Origin of the sequence: Sphingopyxis indica (assembly GCF_900188185.1) — a bacterium.
Taxonomy (GTDB): domain Bacteria; phylum Pseudomonadota; class Alphaproteobacteria; order Sphingomonadales; family Sphingomonadaceae; genus Sphingopyxis; species Sphingopyxis indica.
The window spans coordinates 350,621-376,392 of sequence record NZ_FZPA01000002.1 but is presented as its reverse complement, the minus strand read 5'-3'; the positions used below and the strand labels follow the sequence as shown (position 1 = coordinate 376,392).

Genomic DNA, 25,772 nt, shown 5'->3' with positions numbered 1-25,772 from the left:
CAAAACAGCCTCAAGGCCGATCCCGTCGCCGACGCCATCGTCCAGTTGCTCCAGCCAATGCCCGCGTCGCTGCGACGGTCGATCACCTTCGACAACGTCCTATGTTGGGAAGCAGCGGCGGGAACAGGCCAGCAGATCTCGTTGCGCCGAATGTGATCGGCGCTGATGATTTTATGATCCAGATGGCTTCCATCGTCAAGGAAGGCGCTCTCGGCCATAGCAAACATAGGATCCATCGATCATCGGGATCGTGGTCCTCACCGTCCTTAAGATGAGATACGCATGCCAGATGGAAGGCCCGAACATTATCTACAGGGTCGCCGTAGCGCCCTCACGGCACAGCAGAGAGGGGTCCTTCCATCTGGTGTCCGCCCGTTCGACGAACGGGCGGTACTCGGTTCCCGTCTTGATGACGGCGTGCACGACGCGCGCCATCTTGGCGGTGAGAGCGGTCATCGCCTTGCGGCGGCGATCGGGGTCGTTGGCATGGCCATCGACATAGCGGGAGAGCTTGTCACGGAAGCTGTTGTTGGGTTGTCGGATCGCGACCTGCGTTGCCATCCAGAAGGTGCGTCGCAGCCGGGCATTGCCGTACTTTGATAGCTTCGTCCGCCCCCGAAATATCCCTGACTGGTAGGTAGCGAGGTCGAGGCCGCAGAACTTGAGGAACTGGCGATGGTGGCTGAACCGGCGCAGATCGCCGGCCTCGGCCAGGATCGTCAGGGCGTTGATCGGACCGATACCGGGGATCATGCGCAGGAGCTGATAATCGCTGTTCGTCGCCAGCGCGTCATGGGCGATCCGCTCGATCTCGTTACGCTGCTGAATCAGGGTGCGTGCCTGGGCGATGACCATGCGGAACATGGCGACCGCCGTGGAATCTTCGTCGATCGGCAGCGCGATCGATGCACAGGCGGTCTCGTAAATATCGTTGACCACCCGGGCCTTGGAGACCTTGCGACCGATCAGCGGCCAGGCCTGTTCGGTGAACGCCTCGCGTCCGATCGAGGTGATGCTGCCCGGCGTCGGGAAGCGTTCGATCAACGCCAGGAACCAGTCGGACCGGCTGTTGCCGGCGAAACGCTCGATCTCCGGAAAATACAGTGGCAGATAATGCGTGAGGATCCGATGCCAGGTCTGGGTCTTCGCCTTCGATATGGCTTCATGCGTCTTCGACATCTCCTGCAGATCGTTGATCCCTGCCGCCAGCGGATCGACATAGCGCTGGGTCGCGCCGATCTTCAGCATGTGCAGGATGACTTGCGCGTCCTTGGAATCATTCTTGTCCCAGCCATTGTGCAGCGCTTCGCGTGTCCGAGCCAAGGCGACCGACGAAATCAGGCGCAGTTCGCACCCGGCGGACAGCAATCGATGCGCCAACGTGCGGTGATAGTTGCCGGTTGCTTCAAAGCCGACGATCACGGGCCTACCGATGGTCGTCAGATCGTCCGCCAGCCGGTCATAGTCCGCCTTCGTTGCCATGACGGTCATACGGCGTCGGCGGCCGCCCTCCGGTCGTTCGAGGAGAACCTCCTGGCGGTGCTTCGACATATCGATGGCTACCAGGACGGCGTCGGGTGGCGTAGAATACAGCTTGGTCATGATCGGTCAGCCTCCAAAGGGTTGTGTCGACAACTTCTCTTTAGAGACCTGCTGGCAGGTCATGACTGCCTTGATGAAGCCGGCGGGCGCTACGCGCCCTTGTCTCCATCAAGGCATCGCGGCCCTTCGAAAGGCTGCTTCCCAATGTGCTATGGCACCGAATTTACCCGCCATCACCGCATCGAAAGGCAACTCGCTATCCAGGCCTTCTTCTGCGATCCGCACGCCCCATGGCAGAAAGGCGGCATCGAAAACGCCATCGGTCGCCTCCGTCGATACCTCCCCCGAAAAACCAGCCTCGACGACTTGCCCCCCAACGCCTTCGACGCCATCATCGCAATCTACAACAATACTCCCAGAAAATGCCTCGGCTTCCAAACCCCAGCCGAAGTCTTCATACCGTTGCACTTCAAATGTGAATCCACACCCGGATCAAGTCCGGGGTGACGGTCAAGGAAGTTAATGATGCGCATCGGAATCGTCGCTCCCTCGACCCCCATATTGCCCGACGATGCCGAGGCGGTGCGCGCGATCGCGGCGCTCGGCTATCCCGGCGTCGAGCTGATATTCGACGAGCAATGTTTCGCGGTGCACGGCCATTTCGCCGGCGAGGACGGGCATCGCTTCGCGGCGCTGGTCGAGATGGCGAACCGGCCCGACATCGACGCGATCTGGTTCGCACGCGGCGGCTATGGCGCGTGCCGCATCGCGCAGGAAGCGGTCGCGGCGATGACCGGCGCCGCGCGCGGCAAGGCCTTCCTCGGCTATTCCGACCAGGGCAATCTGCTCGCCTGCCTCTATCGCGAAGGCTTCGATCATGTCGCGCACGGGCCGATGGTCGCCGATATCCGGCGCGAGGGCGGCGACGCGGCGATCGCGCGCGCGCTCGACTGGCTCGTCGCGCGCGATCCCGTCGCGTGCGAGAGCGGGCTCGAGCATGGCGCGCGCCACACGGCCTTCAATCTGATGACGCTGTCGATGCTGCTCGGCACCCCGCTCGAGCCCGACCTCGCGGGTCATGTCCTGCTGGTCGAAGAAGTGAGCGAGCATCTCTATGCCTTCGACCGCGCCTTTTTCCACATGGCGACCTGCCTCGCGCCGCGCGGGCTGTCGGGCATTCGCCTCGGCCGCGTGAGCGCGGTGCCCGAGAATGACCGCCCGTTCGGCATGGATGCCGAAGAGATCGCGCGCGACTGGTGCGCGCGCACCGGCATCGCCTGGCTCGGCCGCGCCGACATCGGGCACGATGCCGACAACAAGGTCGTGCCCTTCGGCTTGCATCGCGCGGGGTGAAGGAATAGGCGCGGCCATCCTAATCCGTCATCCCAGCGAAAGCTGGGATCGCTGGATCAGAACGCCAACGGTCCCAGCTTTCGCTGGGACGACGAAATGAAACGAGGACAGGGTCATGCGCGCATTCATCTTTCCGGGACAGGGCAGCCAGTCGGTTGGCATGGGCAAGGCGCTTGCCGACGCATCGAGCCACGCGCGCGAGGTATTTCAGGAAGTCGACGACGCGCTCGGGCAGAAGCTGTTCCAGCTGATGAGCGAAGGCCCCGAGGATCAGCTCACCCTCACCGAAAACGCCCAGCCTGCGATCATGGCGAACGCGATCGCGACGCTGCGCGTGCTCGAAAAGGAAGGCGGCGTGACGCTCGCCGCCAAGGCCGACTATGTCGCCGGCCACAGCCTCGGCGAATATAGCGCGCTATGCGCCGCGGGGGCCTTCGACCTCGCGACCACGGCGCGGCTTTTGAAGACGCGCGGGCAGGCGATGCAGGCGGCGGTGCCCGTCGGCGCCGGCGCGATGGCGGCGCTGCTCGGCGCCGATGTCGAGACGGCGCAGAAACTCGCCGACGCGGCGGCCGAGGGCGAGGTCTGCGCGGTCGCGAACGACAATGACCCGTCGCAGGTCGTGATCTCGGGCCACAGGGGCGCGGTCGAGCGCGCGGTCGCCATGGTCAAGAATTATGGGATCAAGCGCGGCGTGCTGCTCCCCGTGTCGGCGCCCTTCCACTGCCCGCTGATGCAGCCTGCGGCCGACGCGATGGCCGAGGCGCTCGCCGCGAGCCCCCCCGCCGCGCCGCTCGTCCCCGTCGTCGCCAATGTGACCGCGGCGCCGGTAAGCGACGCCGGCGAAATCCGCGAACTGCTCGTCAGCCAGGTCACCGGCCGCGTCCGCTGGCGCGAGAGCGTCGGCGCGATGGAAGCGATCGGCGTGACGCAGTTCGTCGAATTCGGCGGCAAGGTCCTCTCGCCGATGGTCAAACGCAGCGCGAGCGGCGAGGTCGAAACGGTCAGCCTGATGTCGATGGACGACATCGAAGCCTTGCTGAAAACGCTTTAGTAGATTCGCGCAGACGCGCAGAGAGAGAGAGGTTCACGCGGAGACGCGGAGACGCGGAGGGATCGTGCGGGACATAGACGTTGTGAGCGGCGATGTGCTCGATTTGTCTCTTCGTCTGCACCGGGATTTGGGGCCGGGACTTCTCGAAAGCGTCTATGAGACGGTTCTTGCCGGCAAGCTGGTTGATCTCGGGTATAGGGTCGAGCGACAAAAGCCGATCGACATACATTTCGAAGGGACTCGCTTCGATGCGGCCTTTCGTATTGATCTGCTCGTCGATAACCGCCTCTTGGTCGAGATCAAATCGATCGAGAAACTGAACCCCGCCCACGGCAAACAGCTGTTGACCTACCTTCGCCTGACGGGGCAATCGGTGGGGCTGCTCATCAATTTCGGAGGTGCGACACTCAAGGAAGGTGTGCGCCGCATCGTCAACGACCATAAACCCTCCGCGTCTCCGCGTCTCCGCGTGAACCGGTAAAAATCAGGAGACTCATAATGTTCGACCTCACCGGCATGACTGCCCTCGTTACCGGCGCTTCGGGCGGGATCGGCTCGGCCATTGCGCAGGCGCTCGCGGCGCAGGGCGCGCGGCTTGCGGTTTCGGGCTCCAATGCCGAGAAGCTGGACGCCTTTCGCGACACACTCGGCGGCGACCATGTCGCGCTGCCGTGCAACCTCGGCGATGCAGCAGCGGTCGATGCGCTCGTGCCCGCGGCGGTCGAGGCGCTCGGCGGCAAACTCGACATCCTCGTCAACAATGCCGGCGTGACACGCGACAATCTGATCCTGCGGATGAAGGACGAGGAATGGGATGAGGTGATCCGCATCAACCTCGAGGCCAATTTCCGCCTCGCGCGCGCCGCGGCCAAACCGATGATGAAGGCGCGCTTCGGCCGCATTGTCTCGATCACCAGCGTCGTTGGCGCGACGGGCAATCCGGGGCAGGCGAACTATGCCGCGTCGAAGGCAGGGGTTACCGGCATGACCAAGGCGCTCGCGCAGGAACTGGCGAGCCGCAATGTCACGGTGAACTGCGTCGCGCCGGGCTTTATCGCCACCGCGATGACCGACGTTCTGCCCGATGCGCAGAAGGAAGCGCTCAACCAGCGCATTCCCGCGGGCCGGATGGGCGAAGGGAGCGACATCGCCGCGGCGGTCGTTTACCTCGCGTCAAGGGAGGCGGGCTATGTCACCGGGCAGACGATCCATGTGAACGGCGGGATGGCGATGCTGTCCTGACGGCGGGGGTTTTCGGGGGGAATTGGATTATGAAAGCATGGATCGCCGGCGCCGCGCTGGCTTTGGCCGCGGCGCCCGGCGCGGCATCCGCGCAGGACGGGGCCAAGCTCGACTGCATTTCGGGGGCCGCGAGCCCCGAGCTGAAAGCCGCGCTCGGCACCGCGATGGCGGGAAGCGCCGACAAGGCGGGCTATGACTCGCTGTTCGGACGATTTTCGGAAGTCGTCGACAGCTGTGCCGCCGAACATGGCATCGGCGACGAGTTCAAGGCCGAATATTTCAACTATGGCCTCGCGCGGATCGCCCGCGACTGGCTGACGGGCGAGATCGCGAAGGCCAGCCTGTCGACGGGCCCGGTCGACAAAGCGCTCGATTTCGGCATCGACGGCACCAACCCCGATCTCGCGAACGACATGAACGAGGATCAGATCATGGCGATCGTCGCCGCCTATCAGGAGGCCGGGGTCGATGTCGAAGCGGTCGACCAGGCGGTGTGGGAAAAGGTCGGCGCCTATGCCGCGGCGACCTCGCTCTATTGGTCCAATCGCCGGAAGCTGACGCCCTGACGCAAAGCCCGGCCTTGTATGCTGCAAGCGAAGCTCTCTTGCAGCGCTTCGGGGCGCGTCCTAGATCGGTCGCATGATCATTGCGGAAAACAGCCTGAAGCTGATCGGCAACACGCCGCTGGTGCTGCTCAAGGGGCCGAGCGAAGCGACGGGATGCGAAATCTGGGGCAAGTGCGAATATGCCAACCCCGGCGGCTCGGTAAAGGATCGCGCGGCGCTCTACATCGTCCGCGACGCCGAAGCGAACGGCAGCCTGCGTCCCGGCGGCACGATCGTCGAGGGGACCGCGGGCAACACCGGCATCGGGCTGGCGCTCGTCGGCAATGCGCTTGGCTACAAGACGATCATCGTCATGCCCGACAACCAGAGCGCCGAGAAAATGGCGACGATCCGCGCGCTCGGCGCCGAGCTGGTGCTGGTGCCGCCGGCGCCCTTCGCCAATCCGGGGCATTTCGTCCACACCTCGCGCCGTATCGCCGAGGAAACCGACAATGCGATCTGGGCGAACCAGTTCGACAATATCGCCAACCGCAAGGCGCATGTGCATGGCACCGCCGAGGAGATCTGGACGCAGATGGAGGGGCGCATCGACGGCTTCACCTGCGCCGCGGGCACCGGCGGCACGATCGCCGGCACCGGGCTGGGGCTGAAGGCGAAGGATGCGAGCATCACCATTGCGCTCACCGATCCGCACGGGGCGGGGCTCTATAATTATTACAAATGCGGCGAATTGAAGCCCGAGGGATCGAGCGTCGCCGAGGGGATCGGACAGAATCGCATCACCGCCAATCTCGAAGGCGCGCCGATCGACACGCAGTTCCGCATCTCCGACGCCGAGGGGCTGGCGGTCGTGCGCCGCCTGCTGGACGAGGAAGGATTGTGCCTCGGCCTGTCGTCGGGGATCAACGTCGCGGGCGCGATGGCGCTCGCGCGCCAGCTCGGCCCCGGCAAGCGCATTGCAACCATCCTGTGCGACAGCGGGTTTCGCTATCTCTCGACGCTCTTCAACCCTGAGTGGCTGGCGAGCAAGGGGCTGGCGGAGGAGGCCGCATGAATCAGGTCCAGACTTGGCGCGAAACCGCCGCGGCGCCCGTCGCCGCACCGGCACCGCCGAGCGACACGATGCGGCGGCTTCAGATCGGTATCGCGGGGCTGCTCGCGGTGTTGCTTCTCGTCGGCCTCGCGGGCTTGATCGGCGACCGGGCGCGCGAAAATGCCGCGAAGGATGCCGCGACCGCGATCGAGGTCAAGATGCCCGGACCGCAGCCGAAGCCGGCGAGCGCGCCGCTCGAAGAGCTGGGCGTGCAGCCGGTCTCGAAGGACGAGAATGAGGATATGTCGGTGAAGGTGCCGCAGCCTACCCCGACCGTCCCCGACCTCGAACCGGATCCCGAATTGCAGCGCGCCCGCCAGTCGAAGGGACAGTGACCGCCGCCTGGCGTTCCGCGGTTGCGGCGGCGCTGGGGCTGGCACTGGCCTGGGCGCCGGGCGGGCAGGCGCTGCTCGGCCGGATCGACCCCGCGCTCGCTTTCCCGATGCTCATCCTGCCGATGCTGCTGCTCGCCTGGTGGCAGCGTGCCGATCCGCGCCAGCTGAAGTTGCGATCGGTGGCTGCGACGCTGGCCCTGCTGCTTGCGGCGCAGGCGATGCTGGCCTGGTGGCTGTCGGACGCTTTCGCGTGGAAGCAGCTTCTTCCGATCCTTATGGGCGGCGCGTTGGCCGCCTGGCTCGCCGACCTCGTCTTGCAGCGACGTGGTGGATGGCGGCGGATATTGTTGGCCGCCGCGCTGGCGATTGGCTGGTTCGGTGCGGGCCATGCGCTGCTTGCCGCGCTTTACGCGCCGCGCTTCGCCGCCGATCCGCGCCCCGTCGTCATGCTCACGGGCCTGCCGCTGCGCTGGGCGGGGGAGGGCGATCTCGCGGCGATGGTGGCGCGGGGGGCTGACGAGGACCCGGCGCTCATGCGTATCGAGGCGACCGGCCCGCTCGACCTCGTCGACAGCCTCGCCGATCATCCGCCGCCAGCGGGGTCCGCGCTGCTGCTCGCGCATCCGCGGGCGCTGGCGGCGCAGGATCTCGTCGCGATCGACGCTTTCGTGCGCGGCGGCGGCGACGCGGTGATCCTGGCCGATGCGCTCTCGGGCTGGCCGATCCGTCACCCGCTCGGCGATCCGCGCAACCCGCCGGTGACGAGCCTGCTCACGGCGCTGCTCGCGCATTGGGGCATCACGCTCGCCGCGGCGCCGGTTGGCGAGCGCGCGGCTCGCTCCTTCGATCTCGACGGCGAGCGCGTGCGGCTGTTCAGCGCGGGGCGCTTCGAGGTGCTGCCGCGCGGATGCCGCGCCTTTGCGGGCCGGCGCATCGCGCGCTGTCCGATCGGCAAGGGGACGGCGTGGCTCGTCGGCGACGCCGACCTTCTCTTCGCGCCTTTGTGGCAGCCGCTCGTGCCGGGCGCCGCGCATCTGCGCCGCGCCGATACGATGGAGTGGCTCGATGCGCGGCTGCGCGGCGCGGCGATGCGCGGCGCGGTGCTGCGGCCGCTCTGGATTCGCGCAGACTGATCCGCCGCGTTTCGGCGCGCTCCCCCCTTCCAATCCGGCCCCTGAAAGGCGCGGCCCGCCCGGCCGGTCGTCGCCATTTTCCCGTTCGGCGCTGGCGTTTGCCCTGTTTTTGGGGCAAATTTGGGTTGATTTCCCTAATTCACCCTAATTTTCCCCTTTTCACCCCAATTGATTGTTGATACTCACGGAATCGGAGAGGGGCAATCTCCGCCCGAGTCACTTCGCCCGGAATCGCGCGATTCCCGGATCGGGAAAGTTTTGCCCGCAGGCGCGAGGAACGGGGGCAAGAGCGATGGCGGTTGTGACGCCCGGCCGATACTCGGGCACCAACTTCGCCGTGATTGATGGCAAGGGGCGCATCGCCGTCCCTTCGCAGTTCCGCAACAATGTGCCCCTCAATGCGGACGGTCAGCGCGTGCTCTGGGTCGGCTTTCACGAAAAGCTGCCCTGCCTCGTCGCTTATGGTCAGGATCAGTACGACCGCCTTTCGGACGAGATCGAGCGCGACCGCGCGGCCGCGCTCGCGCGCAACCTCGACTTCGACGAGGATGAGGCGTTCAAGCAGCGCTTCAGCTATACCGAGGCCTATACGCTCGACGACAGCGGGCGCTTCCTTCCCAATTTCACCGCGCGCGACCGCGTCGGCGAGACGGGCGCGACCGCCTTCGTCGGATCGGGCCGCCGCTTCGAAATCTGGTGGCTGCCGACGCTCGCCGAATGCGCCGCCGCCGACCCGGTGCTCCAGCGGCTCGCCGCCAATTGGGCCGAGACCAAGGGAAGGGCGCGCAAATGAGCGAGCTGCCCCGCGATCCGCGCCACGATCCGGTCCTGCGCGACGAAGTCGTCGCCGCGCTCGCCATCATGCCCGGCGAGCGTCATGTCGATGCGACCTTCGGCGCCGGCGGCTACACGCGCGCGATGCTCGCGGCGGGCGCCGAGGTGATCGCGTGCGACCGCGACCCCGACGCGATCGCCGAAGGACAGGCACTGGTCGAAGAGTCGGACGGCCGGCTGACGCTGATCGAAGGGCGCTTCGGCGAGATCGACCGGCTGCTCGCGGAGCGCGGGATCGAGGCGGTCGACGGCATCGTCTTCGACATCGGCGTGTCGTCGATGCAGCTCGACCGCGCCGACCGCGGCTTTTCCTTTCAGGCCGACGGGCCGCTCGACATGCGCATGGCGCAGTCGGGCGAGAGCGCGGCCGACTGGCTCAACCGCGCCGACGAAGGCGAAATCGCCGATGTGCTCTATCATTATGGCGACGAGCGCCAGTCGCGCCGCGTCGCGCGCGCGATCGTCGCCGCGCGGCCGCTGTCGCGCACCGGCGAGCTTGCCGCGGTGATCCGCAAGGCGCTGCGGCATCCGCCCGGCGCGCCCAAGGACCCGGCCACGAAGAGCTTTCAGGCGATCCGCATCCATATCAATGGCGAACTCGAAGAGCTGGTCGCGGGGCTGTGTGCCGCCGAGCGCGTCCTGCGCCCCGGCGGCCGCCTCGCGGTGGTCAGCTTTCACAGCACCGAGGACCGGATCGTGAAGAATTTCCTGCGCGAACGCAGCGGAGGCGATGCCCGCGGTTCGCGCCACCGGCCCGCGCCCGTCCCTCTGGCGCGGGCCGCAACTTTCCACCCCCCGGCGCGCAAGGTGCGCCCCGGAAAGGCCGAGGAAGCGCGCAACCCGCGCGCGCGCTCGGCAACGCTGCGCAGTGCGGTGCGCACCTCCGCGCCCGCCTGGCCAGCCGACGACAGGATGAAGGAGGCGATGTCATGTTGATGGCGGCTCGCAAGCTCCAGGGGATCGGCCTGGTGCTGCTCGTACTGATCTTTGCGATGATGCTCTATCCAGTGTCGCTCAAGGTTGCGGCGACGCGCAGCGAACTGGCGCAGATCAATGCGCAGATCGGCCAGACGCGCGACAATATCCGCTATCTCGAATCCGAGCTGGCGGTGCGCGCCTCGATGCGCCAGCTCGAACAGTGGAACGCCGAAAGCTTCGGCTATTCGGCGCCGACCGCCGACCAGTATCTCGCGAACGAGCGCCAGCTCGCCTCGCTCGACCGGCTGCCGCGCGTGCGCGGTGCGAACGATGTCGCGCCGGTGCTGATGGCGATGGTCAGCCCGGTCGGACAGCCCGAAGCAGCATCCGCCAAGCCCGCGTCGGTGATCCCCGTCGCTTCGGCTGCCGAACCAGCGCCGAAGCCGAAGGCGGCCGCGCCGGCGGCGAAGCCGATCCTCCTTGCCCAGGCCGATACGCGCGCCGGCGTTCGCTCGGATAGTGCGCCGCGGATGGTGCCGACGCGCCGCCGCGAACAGCTGGCGATGATCGAAAACCAGCTCCTGTCCGAATCGACGCTCGCCGAACTGAAGCGCGGCGCGGCGGCCGAAGCTGCGGGAGGGCGATAGGGTTCAATGAACACGCTGGTCGTCCGTCCAGCCAGGATACGCACGGCGGGGGTGCGGCAGCAGATATTGCTGACCGCGCAGCAGCGGCTGATGATCCTGATGCTGCTGTTCACGGCCGCTTTTTTCCTCGTTTCGCTGCGCCTTCTCTATTTCGCGATGTTCGATACCTCGGCGGGGCGCGGTTCGGGATCGGCGGTGTTCGTGCCCGCGCGCGCCGACATCGTCGATCGCAATGGCGTGCCGCTCGCGCGGACGATCGACGGCTATTCGATCCGCGTCGTGCCGTCGAAGCTGATCAACAAGCCCGCCTATCTGGCCGACGAGCTGCACCGCATCTTCCCCGACATGCCGCGCGAGGAATTGCTCGCAAAGCTCACCGGGCCGCACGCGACCTATATCCGCCGCCGCGCGCTGCCCGATCAGGTCGCGGCGGTGAACGCGATCGGCGACGTCGGCTTTGATTTCCCGCGCGAAAAGGAACGCCTCTATCCGCAGCTGACGCTCGCGGCGCATGTGCTCGGCTTCACCGATGCCGAAGGCCATGGCGTCACCGGAGTCGAGGGCGCGTTCGACGACCGGTTGACCAACGACGCGACGCGCGGAGAGCCCTTGAAGCTGTCGATCGACGCGCGGGTGCAGGGCGTGCTCGAAAGCGAGCTTGGCTATGCCGTGACCCAGCTCGAGGCGATCGGCGGCGCGGGGATCATCCTCGACGTCCACACCGGCGAAGTGCTGGCGATGACGTCGCTTCCGACCTATAATCCGAACAAGCTGGTCGCGGGCAATACGGAGGCACGGCGCAACGCCGTGACCTATAATCTCTACGAGCTCGGATCGACCTTCAAACCACTGTCGATCGGGGCCGCGATCGACAATGGCGTCGTCACCAGCATGGCGAAGCGCTACGATGCGACCAAGCCGCTCGCGATCGCCGGTTTCCATATCCGCGATTCGCACATGATGAACCGCTGGCTCAACGTCCCCGAAACGCTGATTCACAGCTCGAACATCGTCACCGCGCAGATCGCCGACCAGCTCGGCCGCGAAAAGATGGAGGAATTGTTCCGCAATCTCGAATTCGACGGCCGCCCGCATATCGAGCTCAAGGAGCGCGCCTTTCCGCTGTGGCCGCGCGACTGGGGCCGTGTGACGACGATGACGACGAGCTATGGCCACGGCATCGCGGTGACGCCGCTGCATCTTGCGAGCGCCTATGCCGCGCTCGTCAATGGCGGCCTGTGGCGCCCCGCCACGCTGCTCGAACTCGGCGACAAGGCTCCGCCGAAGGGGCGGCGCGTGTTCAAGGCGTCGACGAGCGCGCGGATGCGCCAGCTCTTGCGCCTGATCGTCGCCGACGGCACCGGCCGCAACGCCGATGCGCCGGGCTTTCGCGTCGGCGGCAAGACGGGCAGCGCCGAAAAGCCGGGCGCCGGCGGCTATCGCCGTCATTCGCTCGTTTCGACCTTTGTCGCCGCCTTTCCGATGGACAATCCGCGCTATGTCGTCCTCGCGATGATCGACGAGCCCAAGGGCAATGCCTTCAGTTCGGGCCAGCGCACCGCGGGCTATACCGCCGCGCCGGTGGTCAAGAAAGTGATCATGCGCGCCGGCCCGATGCTCGGCGTCTTCCCCGACGAAAGCCGCGACGTCGACGTGTCCGAGCTGACCCCGCTCTTGTGGAAGGACGAGAAGGGGGATTGATGCGTCTCTCGGCGCTCCTCGATGCCCCGGCCCAGTCCGACGCCGACCCCGTGGTCACCGGCCTCGCCATCGACCATCGCAAGGTCGCGCCCGGAACGGTCTTCGGCGCCTTCCCCGGCGCGCGCGTCAACGGCGAGGATTTCATTCCCGCCGCGGTCGAGGCGGGCGCGATCGCGATCGTCGCGCGCCCCGAGGCGAAGGTCGAGGGCGCGGTGCATGTCGCCGACGCCAATCCGCGCCGCGCCTTTGCCCGGATCGCCGCGCGCTTCTTTCATCGTTTCCCGGCGACCTGCGTTGCGGTGACCGGGACCAACGGCAAGACCTCGACCGTTGAGATGACGCGCCAGCTGTGGCGCATGGCGGGCTTTCACGCCGCCTCGATCGGGACGCTCGGCATCACGACGTCGATCGACAGCGCGGCAACCGGGCTGACCACGCCCGACATCGTGACCTTTCTCGGCACCATGTCGGGGCTCGCCGCCGAGGGGGTGACGCACGCCGCCTTCGAGGCGTCGAGCCACGGGCTCGACCAGTATCGCACCGAGGGGCTGCCCGTGCGCGCGGCGGCTTTCACCAATCTCAGCCACGACCATCTCGACTATCATGGCACGATGGACGCCTATCTTGCGGCCAAGCTGCGCCTGTTCGCAGAAGTCGTCGAACCCGGCGGCGCCGCGGTGATCTGGGCCGACGATCCCTCGTCCGCACGGGTTCTCGATACGGCGTCCGCGCGCGGATTGCGCACGCTGACGGTGGGGACGGACGGCGAGGCGCTCCGGCTCGTCTCGCGCACGCCGACCCAGCTCGGCCAGACGCTCGCGGTCGCCGCCGGCGATCTTGAGGTGAGCGTCGACCTGCCGCTGATCGGCGCCTATCAGGCCGCCAATGCGCTCGTCGCCGCGGGGCTCGTCATCGCGACCGGCGGCGATGTGCAGCAGACGCTCGCCAACCTTTCGCGGCTCCAACCGGTGCGCGGCCGGCTCGAACGCGCCGCGATCACGCGCGCGGGCGCCCCCGTCTATGTCGATTATGCGCACACCCCCGACGGACTCGAAGCGGCGCTCGACGCGCTGCGTCCGCACGCGAGCGGCCGCCTGATCCTCGTGTTCGGCGCGGGGGGCGACCGCGACAGGGACAAGCGCGCGGCGATGGGCCGCGTCGCCGCCGCCAAGGCCGACCTTGCGATCATCACCGACGACAATCCGCGCGGCGAAGACCCGGCGGCGATCCGCGCCGCGATCGCCGAGGGCGCGCCCGCCGCACAGGTGATCGGCGACCGCCGCGCCGCGATCGCCGCCGCGATCGCCGAGGCCGGGGCGGAGGACATCGTCTGCATCGCGGGCAAGGGGCATGAGCAGGGCCAGATCGTCGGCGCGGGTGAGGCGATGCGGATCATCCCCTTCGACGACGTCGGCGTCGCGCGCGAGGTGGCGGCATGAGCGCGCTGTGGACCGCACGCGCCATCGCGGGGGCGACCGGCGGGACGGCGAGCGCCGATTTCGCGGTCCAGGGTGTCGCCTTCGATTCGCGCGAGGTGACGAAAGGCGACCTGTTCGTCGCGATGAAGGGCGAGGCGACCGACGGGCATAAATTTATCGACAAGGCGATCGCTGCGGGGGCGGCGGGGATCGTCTGCGAAACCCCGATCGACTTCCCGCACGTCCGCGTCGCCGACAGCGCCGCTGCGCTCACCGCGCTCGGCGCCGCCTCGCGCGCGCGCAGCCGGGCGCGGATCATCGGCGTCACCGGTTCGGCGGGCAAGACGGGAACCAAGGAAGCGCTCTACGCCGCGCTCGACCGCTTCCGTCCCGGCAAGGCGCATCGTTCGGTCAAGAGCTACAACAATCATGTCGGCGTGCCCTTGAGCCTCGCGCGTATGCCCGCGAACGCCGACTATGGTGTGTTCGAAATGGGGATGAACCACGCCGGCGAACTCGCCGAACTGACCCGCCTCGTCCGCCCGCACGTCGCGATCGTCACGACCATCGCGCCCGCGCATATGGAATTCTTCGGCAGCGAAGAAGCGATTGCCGACGCCAAGGGCGAGATTTTCGAAGGGCTGGAGCCCGGCGGCACCGCGATCATCCCCTTCGACAGCCCGCATTATGCGCGGCTGCGCGCCAAAGCGGAGCGCCATGCCGCGCGCGTCGTCAGCTTCGGGTTCGGCGAAGGCGCGGATGTGCGTGCGGTCGACTGGCTGTCCGACGGCAGGGGCGGCTCGCTCGTCACGGCCGAGGTCGAAGAGGCGCTGCTTTGCTTCACCATCGCGCAGGGCGGCGCGCACTGGGTCGCGAACGCGCTCGCGGTGCTCGCCGCGGTGAAAGCGGTCGGCGGCGACCTGCCTGCCGCGGGGCTCGCCTTTGCCGAAATGGGCGGTCTTGCGGGGCGCGGCGCGCGGCACCGGGTTCCGGTCGACGGCGGCGAGATACTGGTGATCGACGAAAGCTATAACGCCAATCCCGCGTCGATGGCGGCGACCATCGGCCAGCTCGGCGACGAATCCGGAAAGCGCAAGGTAGTGATTCTCGGCAGCATGAAGGAACTCGGCGCCGGCGGCGAGGCCTATCATGCGGGGCTCGCCGCTCCGCTCGTCGCAGCTGGCGTGCAATTTGCCTTGCTTGTCGGCGAAGAAATGGCGCCGCTCGCCAAAGCGCTTGAGGGCCGCATCGATTTCGAGCATGTGGCCGCCCACCCGGCCGCCACCGCGCGGCTGAGGGACCTGATCCGCCCCGGCGACGTGGTGCTGATCAAGGGATCGAATAGCGTCGGCCTGTCGCACTTGGTGACGGCGCTGACTCATGGGGATTATTGATGCTGTACTGGCTGGCGGAATGGCTTGGCTTTCCGGGGGCGCTCAATCTCATCCGCTACCTGAGCTTTCGCTCGGGGGCCGCGGTGGCGACCGCGCTGATCATCGGGCTGTGGATCGGCCCGCGCTTCATCCTGATGCTGCGTATGCGGCAGGGGAAGGGACAGCCGATCCGCGACGACGGCCCGCAAAGCCATCTCGCGAAAAAGGGCACGCCGACGATGGGCGGGCTGATGATCCTGATTTCGTTGATGATTTCGGCGCTGCTCTGGATGGACCTGTCCAATCGTTTTGTCTGGGCCTGCCTGTTCGTCACCGGTGGTTTCGCTGCGGTCGGCTTCCTGGACGACTTCGACAAGGTGACGAAGGCGAGCCATCGCGGCATTCCGGGCCGCGTCCGGCTGCTGATCGAGTTCGTCATCGCCGGGATCGCGGTGCTGCTGATCGTCTCGCGCACCGGCACCGACCTTTATCTTCCCTTCCTCAGCGACGTCTATATCCCGCTCGGCCCGCTCTATTATGTCTTTGCGATGGTGCTGATCGTCGGCTTCGGCAATGCGGTGAACCTGACCGACGGGCTCGACGGGCTCGCGACTTTTCCGGTAATGATCGCCAGCCTGACCTTTCTGGTCATCGTCTATCTGTCGGGCAATGTGAAATTCGCCGGCTATCTGGGCATTCCGCACGTTCCCGGCGCGGGCGAGCTCGCGATCTTCGCCGCCGCGATCATCGGCGCCTGCCTCGCCTTCCTGTGGTTCAATGCCCCGCCCGCGGCGGTGTTCATGGGCGATACGGGCAGCCTTGCGCTCGGCGGCGCGCTCGCGACGATGGCGGTCACCGCGCAGCACGAGCTGGTGCTCGTCCTTGTCGGAGGCCTGTTCGTGGTCGAAGCCTTGTCGGTAATCATCCAGGTCTTCTGGTATAAGAGAACGGGCAAGCGCGTCTTTCGCATGGCGCCGATCCACCATCATTTCGAACAGCTCGGCTGGCCCGAATCGACCGTCGTCATCCGTTTCTGGATCGTGTCGATCGTCCTCGCGCTCGCGGGGCTTGCGACCCTGAAGCTGCGGTGATCACCAGCCGCGCCTTTGCCGGCCGCCGCTATGCGGTGCTGGGACTGGCGCGCTCGGGGCTCGCGACCTCAGAGGCGCTGATCGCCAGCGGCGCCGGCGTGACCGCGTGGGACGACCGCGAGGAAGCGCGCGACGAGGCGATGGCGCTGGGTGCCGACATCGGCGACCCGCTGACGATCGACCTCACCGGCTTTGCCGGGGTGGTCGTTTCGCCCGGCGTGCCATTGAACCGCCACCCGATCGCGGCGCACGCGCGCGAGGCGCATGTGTCGGTGATCGGCGACGTCGAACTTTTCGCCGAAGCGCGCGGTGAGCTGCCGCCGCACAAGCTCGTCGGCATCACCGGCACCAACGGCAAGTCGACGGTCACCGCGCTCGTCACCCATATGCTCGAAAGCGCGGGCATCCCCGCGCTGATGGGCGGCAACATCGGCCTGCCGATCCTCGCGCGCGATCCCCTGCCCGAAGGTGGCGTCTATGTGCTCGAACTGTCGAGCTATCAGATCGACCTTTCGCACAGCCTTGCGTGCGACATTGCGGTGCTCACCAACATCAGCCCCGACCATCTCGACCGCTATGACGGATTCGAAGGCTATGCCGCGTCGAAGGCCCGCCTGTTCAGCCTTCAGCACCGCGATCAGGTGGCGATCGTCGCGACCGACGACGGCCCGTCGAAAGCGATCGCGAGCCACATCAACCATCGCCTCTATCGCGTCTCGGCGAAAGACATCGACCCTGCCGATCAGGCGCGCTGGCCCGCGCTGCAGGGGCCGCATAATGCGCAGAACGCCGTCTGCGCGATCGCGGTCTGCCGGGTGCTCGGCCTGAACGACGACGAAATCGAGCGCGGCCTTGCGACCTATAAGTCGCTGCCGCATCGCATGGAATGGATCGGCGAAGCCCGTGGCGCCAGCTGGTATAACGACAGCAAGGCGACCAATGCGGCTTCCGCTGCACCGGCGCTGGCGGCTTTTCCGCCGGCGCCGGACCAGCGTTTGCACTGGATCGCGGGCGGGCAGGCAAAGGGCGACGGGCTCGCCGCCTGCCGTCCATGGTTCGGCCATGTCAAGCGCGCCTATCTGATCGGAGAGGCGATGGAGGGCTTTGCCGAGGAGATTGGCGACGCGCTGCCCGTCGATCGCGCGGGCACGCTCGAACAGGCCGTCGCCCGTGCCGCGGCTGCGGTGCAGCCGGGCGATGTGGTGCTGCTCTCGCCCGCCTGCGCCTCGTTCGACCAGTATAAGGATTATGAAGAACGCGGCGACCGGTTCCGGGCGCTGGTCAAGGCGCTCGGGGCGTGAGCGGGGGGATGGACATGGAGCGCGCGAGCGAGCGGCCGATTATCGCGGCGACGCGCGGCACGAAACGACGCGGCCCGCGCCTCAGCCGCGCCGACCGCACCCCGCTCGGCCTGTGGTTCTGGGAAATCGACCGCGTGCTCTTGCTTCTCGTGTCGATGCTGATCGCGATCGGCCTCGTCGCGGTCGCCGCCGCGTCGCCGGTCGCCGCGCAGAAGCTGTCAACGACGACCGCGAGCCTCGATCCGCTCTATTATTTCTATCGCCAGCTGATGTGGGTGATCGTCGGCGTGCCGGTGATGCTCGCGATCTCGATGCTGCCCAAGCCGCAGGCGCGGCGGTTCGCCATCTATGGCACGCTCACCTGCCTCGCGCTGCTTTTCCTCGTGCCGCTGATCGGCACGTCGGTGAACGGCGCGCAGCGCTGGATCGGCAGCGGCGCTTTCCGCTTTCAGCCGTCCGAATTTCTGAAGCCCTTCTTTGCGGTATCGCTCGCGTGGGTCCTGTCGCTGCGGCTCCACGATCAGAGCCTGCCGGTCGTGCCGCTGTCCTTCGTGCTGACGGGCGTGATCGCGGTGCTGCTCATGGGACAGCCCGACCTCGGCCAGACGGTCATCTTCGGCGCGACCTGGTTCGTGCTCGTGCTCGTCGCCGGGCTGTCGATGCGGATCATGGCGGGGCTCGGCGTCGCGGGGCTGGTGGGGATCGTCCTCGCCTATTTCTTCTATCCGGTGGCGCAGCAGCGCATCAATATCTGGCTGTTCGAAAGCGGCGACAGCTATCAGGTCGACAAGGCGCATGCGACGCTGACGGCGGGCGGCCTGATTGGCACCGGCCCCGGCGCGGGCCTCGCGAAGTTCCAGCTTCCCGAAGCGCACACCGACTATATCTTCTCGGTAATCGGCGAAGAGTTCGGGATCATCGCCTGCGTCGCGATCGCCATCCTCTACCTCGCGATCATCGTCCGCGTCCTCGTCCGCCTGCTCGACGAGGAGGACAGCTTCCTGATCCTTGCCGTCACCGCATTGATCGCGCAATTCGGCGGACAGGCGATCATCAACATGGCGGTGAACACCCAGCTCTTTCCGTCGAAGGGCATGACCTTGCCCTTCATCAGCTATGGCGGCTCGTCGTTCATCGCTTTGTCGATCGGCATGGGTTTGCTCTTGTCGCTGACCCGGCGGAACCCCTATGCGGCGCGCGTGTCGATGACCCGCAACTGGAACAAGAAATGAGCGCCACCCGCCACTATCTTCTCGCCGCCGGCGGTACCGGCGGCCACATGCTGCCCGCCTATGCGCTCGCTGGCGAGCTGATCGCGCGCGGGCATCGCGTCGCGCTGGTCAGCGACGACCGCGGCCTGAAGATTCCCGGCGCTCCCGCCGAGCTCGAAACGCATGTGCTGCCCGCCGGGCGCGTCCATGGCGGACCGGTCGGCTGGTTCAAGGCCGCGCTCGCGATCCGCAAGGGGCGCGCACAGGCGATCGACCTGATCCGCGACTTCGACCCCGCGGTGGTCGTCGGCTTCGGCGGCTATCCCTCGCTCCCCAGCCTGCTCGCGGCGCGCGCGACGAAGACGCCGAGCGTGATCCACGAGCAGAATGCCGTGCTCGGCCGCACCAACCGGCTGATGGCGGCCCGGGTCGATGCGATCGCCGTCGCCTATCGCAACATCGACCGCTTCCCTGAAAAATGCGCGATGAAACGCCACCTCACCGGCAATCCGGTGCGCGAGGAAGTGATCGCGATCCGCGAAGAAGGCTATCCGCCGCTGCCCGAGGACGGCATATTGCGCCTGCTCGTCGTCGGCGGCAGCCTTGGCGCGACGATCCTCTCCGACGTCGTTCCGGCGGCGGTCGCGATGCTGCCGAAGGCGCTGCTCGAACGCCTGCAGATCGTCCAGCAGGCGCGCGAGGAGGATCTGGAATCGGTGCGCGGCAAATATGCCGAGCTCGGCGTCGCGGCCGAATGCGCCCCCTATATCGCCGACCTGCCCGAGCGGCTGCGCTGGGCGCATCTGTTCATCGGCCGCGCGGGCGCCTCGACCGTCGCCGAACTCGCCTGCGCCGGCCGCCCCGCGATCTTCGTTCCCTATCCGCACGCGATGGACGATCACCAGACGTGGAACGTCGTCGATCTGGTCGAGGCGCATGGCGCGCTGTCGATTCCGCAGGCCGACTTCACCCCCGCCGCGCTCGCCAAGCAGATTCAGCGCATGGCGCTCGAACCCGGCGCACTCGAAACCGCGGCGGAAAATGCCGCGCGCTGCGGCTTGCCCGATGCGACGCGCGACCTCGCCGACCTCGTCGAAAGTTTTGCGCCGCCGCCGCTGATGGACGTGATCCGCGTCGGCGCGAGCGCGCCGCGTGCGGCCGCGAGCGGCGTCAGCGCGGCGCGGCGGGAGGCGAATTGATGCGCGGCGTCGCGACCGATATCGGCATCATCCACTTCATCGGCATCGGCGGCATCGGCATGTCGGGGATCGCCGAGGTGATGCACAATCTGGGCTATCAGGTGCAGGGCAGCGACATCGCCGACTCCTATGTCGTCGAGGGGCTGAGGAAGCGCGGCATCAAGGTCGCGATCGGCCACGCACCCGAAAATGTCGAGGGCGTCGCCGTTGTCGTCACCTCGACCGCGGTCAAGCGCGGCAATCCCGAGGTCGAGGCCGCACTCGCGCACCGCATTCCGATCGTACGCCGCGCCGAAATGCTCGCCGAGCTGATGCGCCTCAAATCGACCGTCGCGATCGCGGGCACGCATGGCAAGACGACGACGACCAGCCTCGTCGCGGCGCTGCTCGATGCGGGCGGGATCGACCCGACGGTCATCAACGGCGGCATCATCAACAATTACGGCTCGAACGCGCGGCTCGGCGCGTCGGACTGGATGGTGGTCGAGGCCGACGAAAGCGACGGCAGCTTCCTGCGCCTCGACGGGACGATCGCGGTCGTCACCAACATCGACCCCGAACATCTCGACCATTATGGCAGCTTCGACGCGATCAAGGACGCCTTCGTCGAGTTTATCGAGAATGTGCCCTTCTATGGCGCCGCGATGCTCTGCCTCGACCATCCCGAGGTGCAGGCGATCATCCCGCGCATCCGCGACCGGCGCATCATCACTTATGGCTTCTCGGCGCAGGCCGACGTGCGCGGAACCAATGTGACGCCGGGCCCCGACGGCAATCGCTTCGATGTCGTCGTGCGCGACCGCGACGGAAACAGCCGGACGATCGAAGGCATCCACCTGCCGATGTCGGGGCGCCACAATGTCCAGAATGCCCTCGCGGCGATTGCGGTCGCGCTGCATATGGGGGTTTCGGACGACAGGATCGTATCGGGCTTCGACGGCTTCGCGGGGGTCAAGCGCCGCTTCACCAAGGTCGGCGAGATCGCGGCGGGGGAGGGCAGTGTCGCGGTGATCGACGATTATGCGCACCACCCGGTCGAAATCCGCGCGGTCCTTTCGGCGGCGCGCGAGGGCGTCGGGGCGGGGCGCGTCGTAGCGGTGGTCCAGCCGCACCGCTTCACGCGGCTGCGCGATCATATGGACGAGTTCCAGCAGGCGTTCAACGACGCCGACATGGTGCTCGCGCTGCCCGTCTATGCCGCCGGCGAAGCGGCGATCGAGGGTGTGTCGTCGGACGCGCTGGTTCAGGGGCTGCGCGACCGCGGCCACCGCCACGCCGCGACGGTGGCCGACGCGACCGCACTCGCGGAGGCGCTTGCCGAGGCGATCCGCGCGGGCCAGATCGGCGCGGGCGACAAGATCATCTGCCTCGGCGCGGGCGACGTGACCAGGACGGCGGCGGGGCTGGCGGACGCGGTGGAGGCGGCGGCGTGAGCGGCCTTTCCCAAATCCTCCCCGCTGGCGGGGAGGGGGACCGCGAAGCGGTGGAGGGGGCTCGCGTCCTCACGCAGCGTCGGCGGGCCACGATAGCCCCCTCCGTCAGCCGCTTCGCGGCTGCCACCTCCCCACAAGTGGGGAGGATCGGATCATGACCACCACCATTCTTCCCGCCGTCCGCGGCAAGCTCACCCCTCACGCGCCGCTGGCCCCGCTCGTCTGGTTCAAATCGGGCGGCGCGGCCGACTGGCTGTTCGAGCCGAAGGACGCCGACGATCTGGCCGCTTTCCTGCGTGACCTCGATCCTGCCGTCCCCGTGATGGCGCTCGGGCTCGGGTCGAACCTCATCGTCCGCGACGGCGGCTTCCCCGGCGTCGTCGTCCGGCTCGGCAAGGCGTTCGCGAAAGTCGAAGTGCTGGACGCAACCGCACTGCGTTGCGGCGGCGGTGCGTCGGGCATTCTCGTCTCGTCGACCGCGCGCGACGCGGGGGTCGCGGGGATGGAGTTCCTGCGTTCGATCCCCGGCACTGTCGGCGGCTTCGTGCGCATGAACGGCGGCGCCTATGGCAGCGAGGTCAAGGACATATTGGTCGAGGCCGACATCGTTCTGCGCTCGGGCGAGCGCCGGACGCTCGCGCCCGCCGACCTCGGCTACACCTATCGCCACAGCGAATTGCCCGAGGGCGCGGTCGTCGTTTCGGCGACCTTCCGGGGCCGCCCAGGCGATCCGGCGGCGATCCAGGCCGAAATGGACCGCATCTCGGCGAGCCGCGAGGCGTCGCAGCCGCTGCGTTCGAAGACCGGCGGCTCGACCTTCAAGAACCCCGACGGGCGCAAGGCTTGGCAGCTCGTCGACGAGGCCGGGTGCCGCGGGCTGGTGCTCGGCGGCGCGCAGGTGAGCGAGAAGCACACCAATTTCCTCATCAACACCGGCGAAGCGACAAGCGCCGACCTCGAAGCCCTCGGCGAAGAAGTCCGCCGCCGCGTGAAGGAAAAGAGTGGCGTCGATCTGCAATGGGAAATTCAGCGCGTGGGAGTGGCGAAGTGAGCGTGGCAAACAAAATCCTCCCCGCTCGCGGGGAGGGGGACCGCGAAGCGGTGGAGGGGGCTCGCGTCCTCAAACAGCGTTGGCGGGCCATTACAGCCCCCTCCGTCAGCCGCTCCGCGTCTGCCACCTCCCCACAAGTGGGGAGGATTGGCGGATGACCCGCGGTCCCTGGCATGTCGCCGTCCTGATGGGCGGCTGGTCCGCCGAGCGCGAGGTGTCGCTGTCGAGCGGGAAGGGGATCGCCGACGCGCTCGAAAGCCGCGGGCACCGCGTCACGCGCATCGACATGCGCCGCGACGTCGCGCAGCGGCTCGCCGAGGCGAAGCCCGACGTCGTCTTCAACGCGCTGCACGGCGTTCCGGGCGAGGACGGGACGGTGCAGGGCATGCTCGACCTGATGGGCCTCAAATACACCCACAGCGGCCTCGTCACCTCGGTGATCGCGATCGACAAGGAGTTGACGAAGCAGGCGCTCGTGCCGCATGGAATCCCCATGCCGACGGGGGTGATGGTCGACAGCGAAAGCCTCTTTTCCAAGGACCCTTTGCCGCGCCCCTATGTGCTGAAGCCCGTCAACGAAGGCTCGTCGGTCGGGGTCGCGATCGTCAGGGACGACAGCAATTACGGCAACCCCATCGCGCGCGGCTCGGTCGGCCCGTGGCAGGAGTTCGACCGGCTGCTCGCCGAGCCCTTCATCAAGGGGCGCGAGTTGACCGTCGCGGTGCTCGGCGAGCAGGCGCTCGGCGTCACCGAGCTACGCGTGAAGTCGGGCTTTTACGACTATGACGCCAAATATACCGCAGGGCTGACCGAGCATATCTGCCCCGCCGACGTGCCCGCGGAGGTGGCGGAGCGGATGAAAGAGCTCGCGCTCGAGGCGCACCGGCTGCTCGGCTGCAAGGGCGCCTCGCGCTCCGATTTCCGCTGGGACGACGAGCATGGCCTCGCGGGCATCTTCCTGCTCGAGGTCAACACCCAGCCTGGGATGACGCCGCTCAGCCTCGTGCCCGAACAGGCGCGCGCGATCGGCATCGACTATGCCGAACTCGTCGAACGCATCGTGGAGGAGGCGTTGTGAGCGGCACCCGGATCAAGCGCGCCAAGGCGCCGCCGCGCCGCCCCGCGCGGGCGCCGAAAAAGCGCAAGACGGTCAAGACGTCGCGCGTCAACGCGCTGCTCAACGCGCTGCCGGTCAGCCCCGCGACGCTTCAGCGCGCGGCGAACTGGACGATCGGCCTCAGCCTCGCGGCGCTCGTCGCCGTGGGCGCGCACGCGACTGGCGTGACGGCCAAGATCAATGAGGAATGGGCGCAGGCGGTCGGCCGCGCCGGCTTTCAGGTCAGGAAGGTCGAGGTGGTCGGGGCCGATCGCATCGACCGGCTCAAGGTCTACGACATCGCGCTCGCGCAAAAGGATCGCTCGATGGCGGCGGTCGACCTCGAAGGGGTGCGCGACGATCTGATGCATTATGGCTGGATCAAGGATGCGCGCGTGTCGCGGCGGCTGCCCGATACGCTCGTCGTCGACATCGTCGAGCGCCAGCCCGCAGCGATCTGGCAGCATGGCGGCAAGCTGTCGCTGATCGACAAGACGGGTATCGTCCTCGAACCCGTTACCGTCGCGACGATGCCCGACCTGCCGCTTCTCATCGGCCCCAACGCCAACCAGCGCGCGCAGGATCTCGACCGGCTGCTCGCGTCGGCGAGCAGCCTCAGGGAATTGCTCGCGGGCGCCACCTGGGTGGGCAACCGCCGCTGGGATCTGCGCTTCCGCAGCGGCGAGACGCTGTCGCTTCCCGAAGGCGAGATGCCGGCGAAAGAGGCGCTCGCCAAATTCGCCCATATGGACGGCGCGAACCGGCTGCTCGGCCGCGGCATCCTGCGCTTCGACATGCGCGACCCCAGCCGTTTCGTGCTGCGCCTGCCGCACGAGGGACAGGTCGCGCCGGCGCAGCTCGAGGACGCGCGCGCCGCCGCCGATGCCGTCGCCGCGGGCACGGCGAGCGAGGGATAGGCCCATGGCGCCGCCGCGTATCGAAAGGATCATCACCGCGCTCGATGTCGGGTCGTGGAAGGTGTGCGCGCTGATCGCGGGGCAGACCGCCGAGGGCCAGCTGCATGTGCTCGGCACCGGCCAGCGCGAGAGCCGCGGCGTCCAGCGTGGCTATGTCGCCGACATGGAGCAAACCGAGCATGTCGTGCGCGAGGCGATCGAGCAGGCCGAACGCATCGCCGGGCTCAACATCGACGACGTCTGGGTGAGCTTTTCGGCCGGCGGGCTGCTCAGCGACGTCGCGCCGATCGAAAGCGAGCTCGGCGGCCACCGGATCGAGCAGGAGGATATCGACGACCTGCTCGCGGCGGGACGCGCCGGGATCGACCCCGAAGGCCGGATGATCCTGCACGCCCAGCCCGCGCTCTACACGCTCGACGGGCTCACCGGCGTCAGGAACCCGATCGGCCTCCACGCCGACCGGCTCGGCGTCGACATCCATATCATCATGGCCGACGGCGCGCCGGTGCGGAACCTCGAGGCCGCGGTGCGCCAGGCGCATCTCGACGTCAACGCCGTGGTCGCGTCGCCGATCGCGGCGGGCCTCGCCTGCCTGTCGGACGAAGAACGCGACCTCGGCGTCGCGCTCGTCGAACTGGGTGCGGCCGTGACGACGGTGTCGCTTTATGCCGGCGGGATGCTCGTCGAGATGGCGTCGCTGCCCTTCGGCGCGAGCGACATCACCGACGACATCGCTTCGGCCTTCGGCATCCGCCGCAGTCAGGCGCAGCGGCTTCAGAGCTTCTATGGCTCGGCGTCGGCAAGCCCGCGCGACAATAATGACGTGATCGAACTCGATCCCGGCGCCGCCGCCGCGGGCAGCGAATCGCCGCGCATCACCCGCGCCCAGCTCGTCACGGTGATCCGCCAGCGCCTCGACGCGATGATGGGCGAGATCGGCCGGACGCTGAAGGACCTGCACTTCGTCGGGCCGGTCGGGCGGCAGGTCGTGCTCGTCGGCGGCGGCGCCGACCTCAAGGGAATCGCCGATTACACGCAGGTCGCGCTCGGCCGCGCCGCGCGCATCGGGCGGCCCCGCGGGCTGCACGGCCTGCCCGATGCGCACGCCGGACCGGCTTTCGCGACCCTCGCCGGTCTGGTTCTCTATGCCGCATCGGACCCGGTCGACCTTCGCGACCTGCCGATGATGGCGCAGGATATCTATCGCCCGAAGGGGGCGTCGATCCTCCAGCGGCTGATGACCGCGCTGAAAAGCAGTTTTTGA

General features: G+C 67.5%; 24 protein-coding genes and 2 pseudogenes. 24 read left to right on the top strand and 2 right to left on the bottom strand.

The features are described from left to right. Window positions 1-218 (bottom strand): hypothetical protein (locus CHB69_RS20045; RefSeq protein WP_170935451.1); only part of this gene is annotated, 218 nt, incomplete at its 3' end. A gap of 87 nt (window positions 219-305) precedes the next feature. Further along, a pseudogene (locus tag CHB69_RS06025) lies at window positions 306-1,602 on the bottom strand (IS110 family RNA-guided transposase). 153 nt (window positions 1,603-1,755) lie between these two features. On the opposite strand from CHB69_RS06025, the pseudogene CHB69_RS20740 reads away from it, so the two are divergent. The 24 genes and pseudogenes from CHB69_RS20740 to ftsA all read left to right on the top strand — a co-directional run. Beyond that, window positions 1,756-2,049: pseudogene (locus CHB69_RS20740) on the top strand (transposase); the annotation flags it as partial. A 15-nt stretch (window positions 2,050-2,064) separates the two neighbouring features. Continuing rightward, on the top strand, window positions 2,065-2,895 hold the full coding sequence (locus CHB69_RS06015) for an LD-carboxypeptidase (protein ID WP_245836566.1): 831 nt from the start codon (window positions 2,065-2,067) through the stop codon (window positions 2,893-2,895). A 115-nt stretch (window positions 2,896-3,010) separates the two neighbouring features. After that, window positions 3,011-3,949: an ACP S-malonyltransferase gene (gene fabD / locus CHB69_RS06010; protein ID WP_089215069.1), complete on the top strand. Its 939-nt coding sequence runs from the start codon at window positions 3,011-3,013 to the stop codon at window positions 3,947-3,949. Window positions 3,950-4,013: 64 nt separating this feature from the next. Continuing rightward, window positions 4,014-4,430 (top strand): GxxExxY protein, encoded by a 417-nt coding sequence (locus CHB69_RS06005; protein ID WP_089215068.1) that lies wholly within the window; start codon window positions 4,014-4,016, stop codon window positions 4,428-4,430. 17 nt (window positions 4,431-4,447) lie between these two features. Next, on the top strand, window positions 4,448-5,191 hold the full coding sequence (fabG, locus tag CHB69_RS06000) for a 3-oxoacyl-[acyl-carrier-protein] reductase (protein WP_089215067.1): 744 nt from the start codon (window positions 4,448-4,450) through the stop codon (window positions 5,189-5,191). Window positions 5,192-5,220: 29 nt separating this feature from the next. Beyond that, complete coding sequence (locus CHB69_RS05995; protein WP_089215066.1) at window positions 5,221-5,757, top strand: hypothetical protein; 537 nt, start codon at window positions 5,221-5,223, stop codon at window positions 5,755-5,757. Between the two features lie 73 nt (window positions 5,758-5,830). Beyond that, window positions 5,831-6,811, top strand: a complete 981-nt coding sequence (locus tag CHB69_RS05990; protein ID WP_089215065.1) for a cysteine synthase A — start codon at window positions 5,831-5,833, stop codon at window positions 6,809-6,811. Next, a complete protein-coding gene (locus CHB69_RS05985) occupies window positions 6,808-7,185 on the top strand; it encodes a hypothetical protein (protein WP_089215064.1) in 378 nt (125 codons plus the stop codon). The genes CHB69_RS05990 and CHB69_RS05985 overlap by 4 nt, the downstream gene beginning before the upstream one ends. Next, window positions 7,182-8,318 (top strand): Gldg family protein, encoded by a 1,137-nt coding sequence (locus tag CHB69_RS05980; RefSeq protein ID WP_170935450.1) that lies wholly within the window; start codon window positions 7,182-7,184, stop codon window positions 8,316-8,318. Before CHB69_RS05985 ends, CHB69_RS05980 begins: the two co-directional genes overlap by 4 nt. A gap of 292 nt (window positions 8,319-8,610) precedes the next feature. Then, entirely contained in the window at window positions 8,611-9,111 is a 501-nt protein-coding gene (locus CHB69_RS05975) for a division/cell wall cluster transcriptional repressor MraZ (protein WP_089215063.1), read from the top strand. After that, a complete protein-coding gene (gene rsmH, locus CHB69_RS05970) occupies window positions 9,108-10,088 on the top strand; it encodes a 16S rRNA (cytosine(1402)-N(4))-methyltransferase RsmH (protein WP_089215062.1) in 981 nt (326 codons plus the stop codon). Before CHB69_RS05975 ends, rsmH begins: the two co-directional genes overlap by 4 nt. After that, window positions 10,082-10,717 carry a hypothetical protein gene (locus tag CHB69_RS05965; protein WP_089215061.1) on the top strand — a complete coding sequence of 212 codons (636 nt, stop codon included), beginning with the start codon at window positions 10,082-10,084 and terminating at the stop codon, window positions 10,715-10,717. Before rsmH ends, CHB69_RS05965 begins: the two co-directional genes overlap by 7 nt. 6 nt (window positions 10,718-10,723) lie before the next feature. Next, window positions 10,724-12,418, top strand: a complete 1,695-nt coding sequence (locus CHB69_RS05960; protein WP_089215060.1) for a peptidoglycan D,D-transpeptidase FtsI family protein — start codon at window positions 10,724-10,726, stop codon at window positions 12,416-12,418. After that, window positions 12,418-13,857: a UDP-N-acetylmuramoyl-L-alanyl-D-glutamate--2,6-diaminopimelate ligase gene (locus tag CHB69_RS05955; RefSeq protein WP_089215059.1), complete on the top strand. Its 1,440-nt coding sequence runs from the start codon at window positions 12,418-12,420 to the stop codon at window positions 13,855-13,857. The genes CHB69_RS05960 and CHB69_RS05955 overlap by 1 nt, the downstream gene beginning before the upstream one ends. Further along, window positions 13,854-15,230, top strand: coding sequence for a UDP-N-acetylmuramoyl-tripeptide--D-alanyl-D-alanine ligase (locus CHB69_RS05950; protein WP_089215058.1), 1,377 nt, complete (start codon window positions 13,854-13,856; stop codon window positions 15,228-15,230). Before CHB69_RS05955 ends, CHB69_RS05950 begins: the two co-directional genes overlap by 4 nt. After that, on the top strand, window positions 15,230-16,300 hold the full coding sequence (mraY, locus tag CHB69_RS05945; RefSeq protein WP_089215057.1) for a phospho-N-acetylmuramoyl-pentapeptide-transferase: 1,071 nt from the start codon (window positions 15,230-15,232) through the stop codon (window positions 16,298-16,300). The genes CHB69_RS05950 and mraY overlap by 1 nt, the downstream gene beginning before the upstream one ends. Next, window positions 16,297-17,601 (top strand): UDP-N-acetylmuramoyl-L-alanine--D-glutamate ligase, encoded by a 1,305-nt coding sequence (murD, locus tag CHB69_RS05940; RefSeq protein ID WP_089215056.1) that lies wholly within the window; start codon window positions 16,297-16,299, stop codon window positions 17,599-17,601. The genes mraY and murD overlap by 4 nt, the downstream gene beginning before the upstream one ends. 8 nt (window positions 17,602-17,609) lie before the next feature. Further along, window positions 17,610-18,833, top strand: a complete 1,224-nt coding sequence (locus CHB69_RS05935; RefSeq protein WP_394357170.1) for an FtsW/RodA/SpoVE family cell cycle protein — start codon at window positions 17,610-17,612, stop codon at window positions 18,831-18,833. Beyond that, window positions 18,830-20,011 carry an undecaprenyldiphospho-muramoylpentapeptide beta-N-acetylglucosaminyltransferase gene (gene murG / locus CHB69_RS05930; protein ID WP_089215055.1) on the top strand — a complete coding sequence of 394 codons (1,182 nt, stop codon included), beginning with the start codon at window positions 18,830-18,832 and terminating at the stop codon, window positions 20,009-20,011. Before CHB69_RS05935 ends, murG begins: the two co-directional genes overlap by 4 nt. Beyond that, window positions 20,011-21,444 (top strand): UDP-N-acetylmuramate--L-alanine ligase, encoded by a 1,434-nt coding sequence (gene murC / locus CHB69_RS05925; protein WP_089215054.1) that lies wholly within the window; start codon window positions 20,011-20,013, stop codon window positions 21,442-21,444. The genes murG and murC overlap by 1 nt, the downstream gene beginning before the upstream one ends. Window positions 21,445-21,598: 154 nt before the next feature. Next, window positions 21,599-22,495 carry a UDP-N-acetylmuramate dehydrogenase gene (murB, locus tag CHB69_RS05920; protein ID WP_089215053.1) on the top strand — a complete coding sequence of 299 codons (897 nt, stop codon included), beginning with the start codon at window positions 21,599-21,601 and terminating at the stop codon, window positions 22,493-22,495. 154 nt (window positions 22,496-22,649) lie between these two features. Continuing rightward, complete coding sequence (locus CHB69_RS05915; RefSeq protein WP_089215052.1) at window positions 22,650-23,573, top strand: D-alanine--D-alanine ligase; 924 nt, start codon at window positions 22,650-22,652, stop codon at window positions 23,571-23,573. Next, window positions 23,570-24,508, top strand: coding sequence for a cell division protein FtsQ/DivIB (locus CHB69_RS05910; RefSeq protein ID WP_089215051.1), 939 nt, complete (start codon window positions 23,570-23,572; stop codon window positions 24,506-24,508). Before CHB69_RS05915 ends, CHB69_RS05910 begins: the two co-directional genes overlap by 4 nt. A gap of 4 nt (window positions 24,509-24,512) precedes the next feature. Next, window positions 24,513-25,772 (top strand): cell division protein FtsA, encoded by a 1,260-nt coding sequence (ftsA, locus tag CHB69_RS05905; RefSeq protein ID WP_089215050.1) that lies wholly within the window; start codon window positions 24,513-24,515, stop codon window positions 25,770-25,772.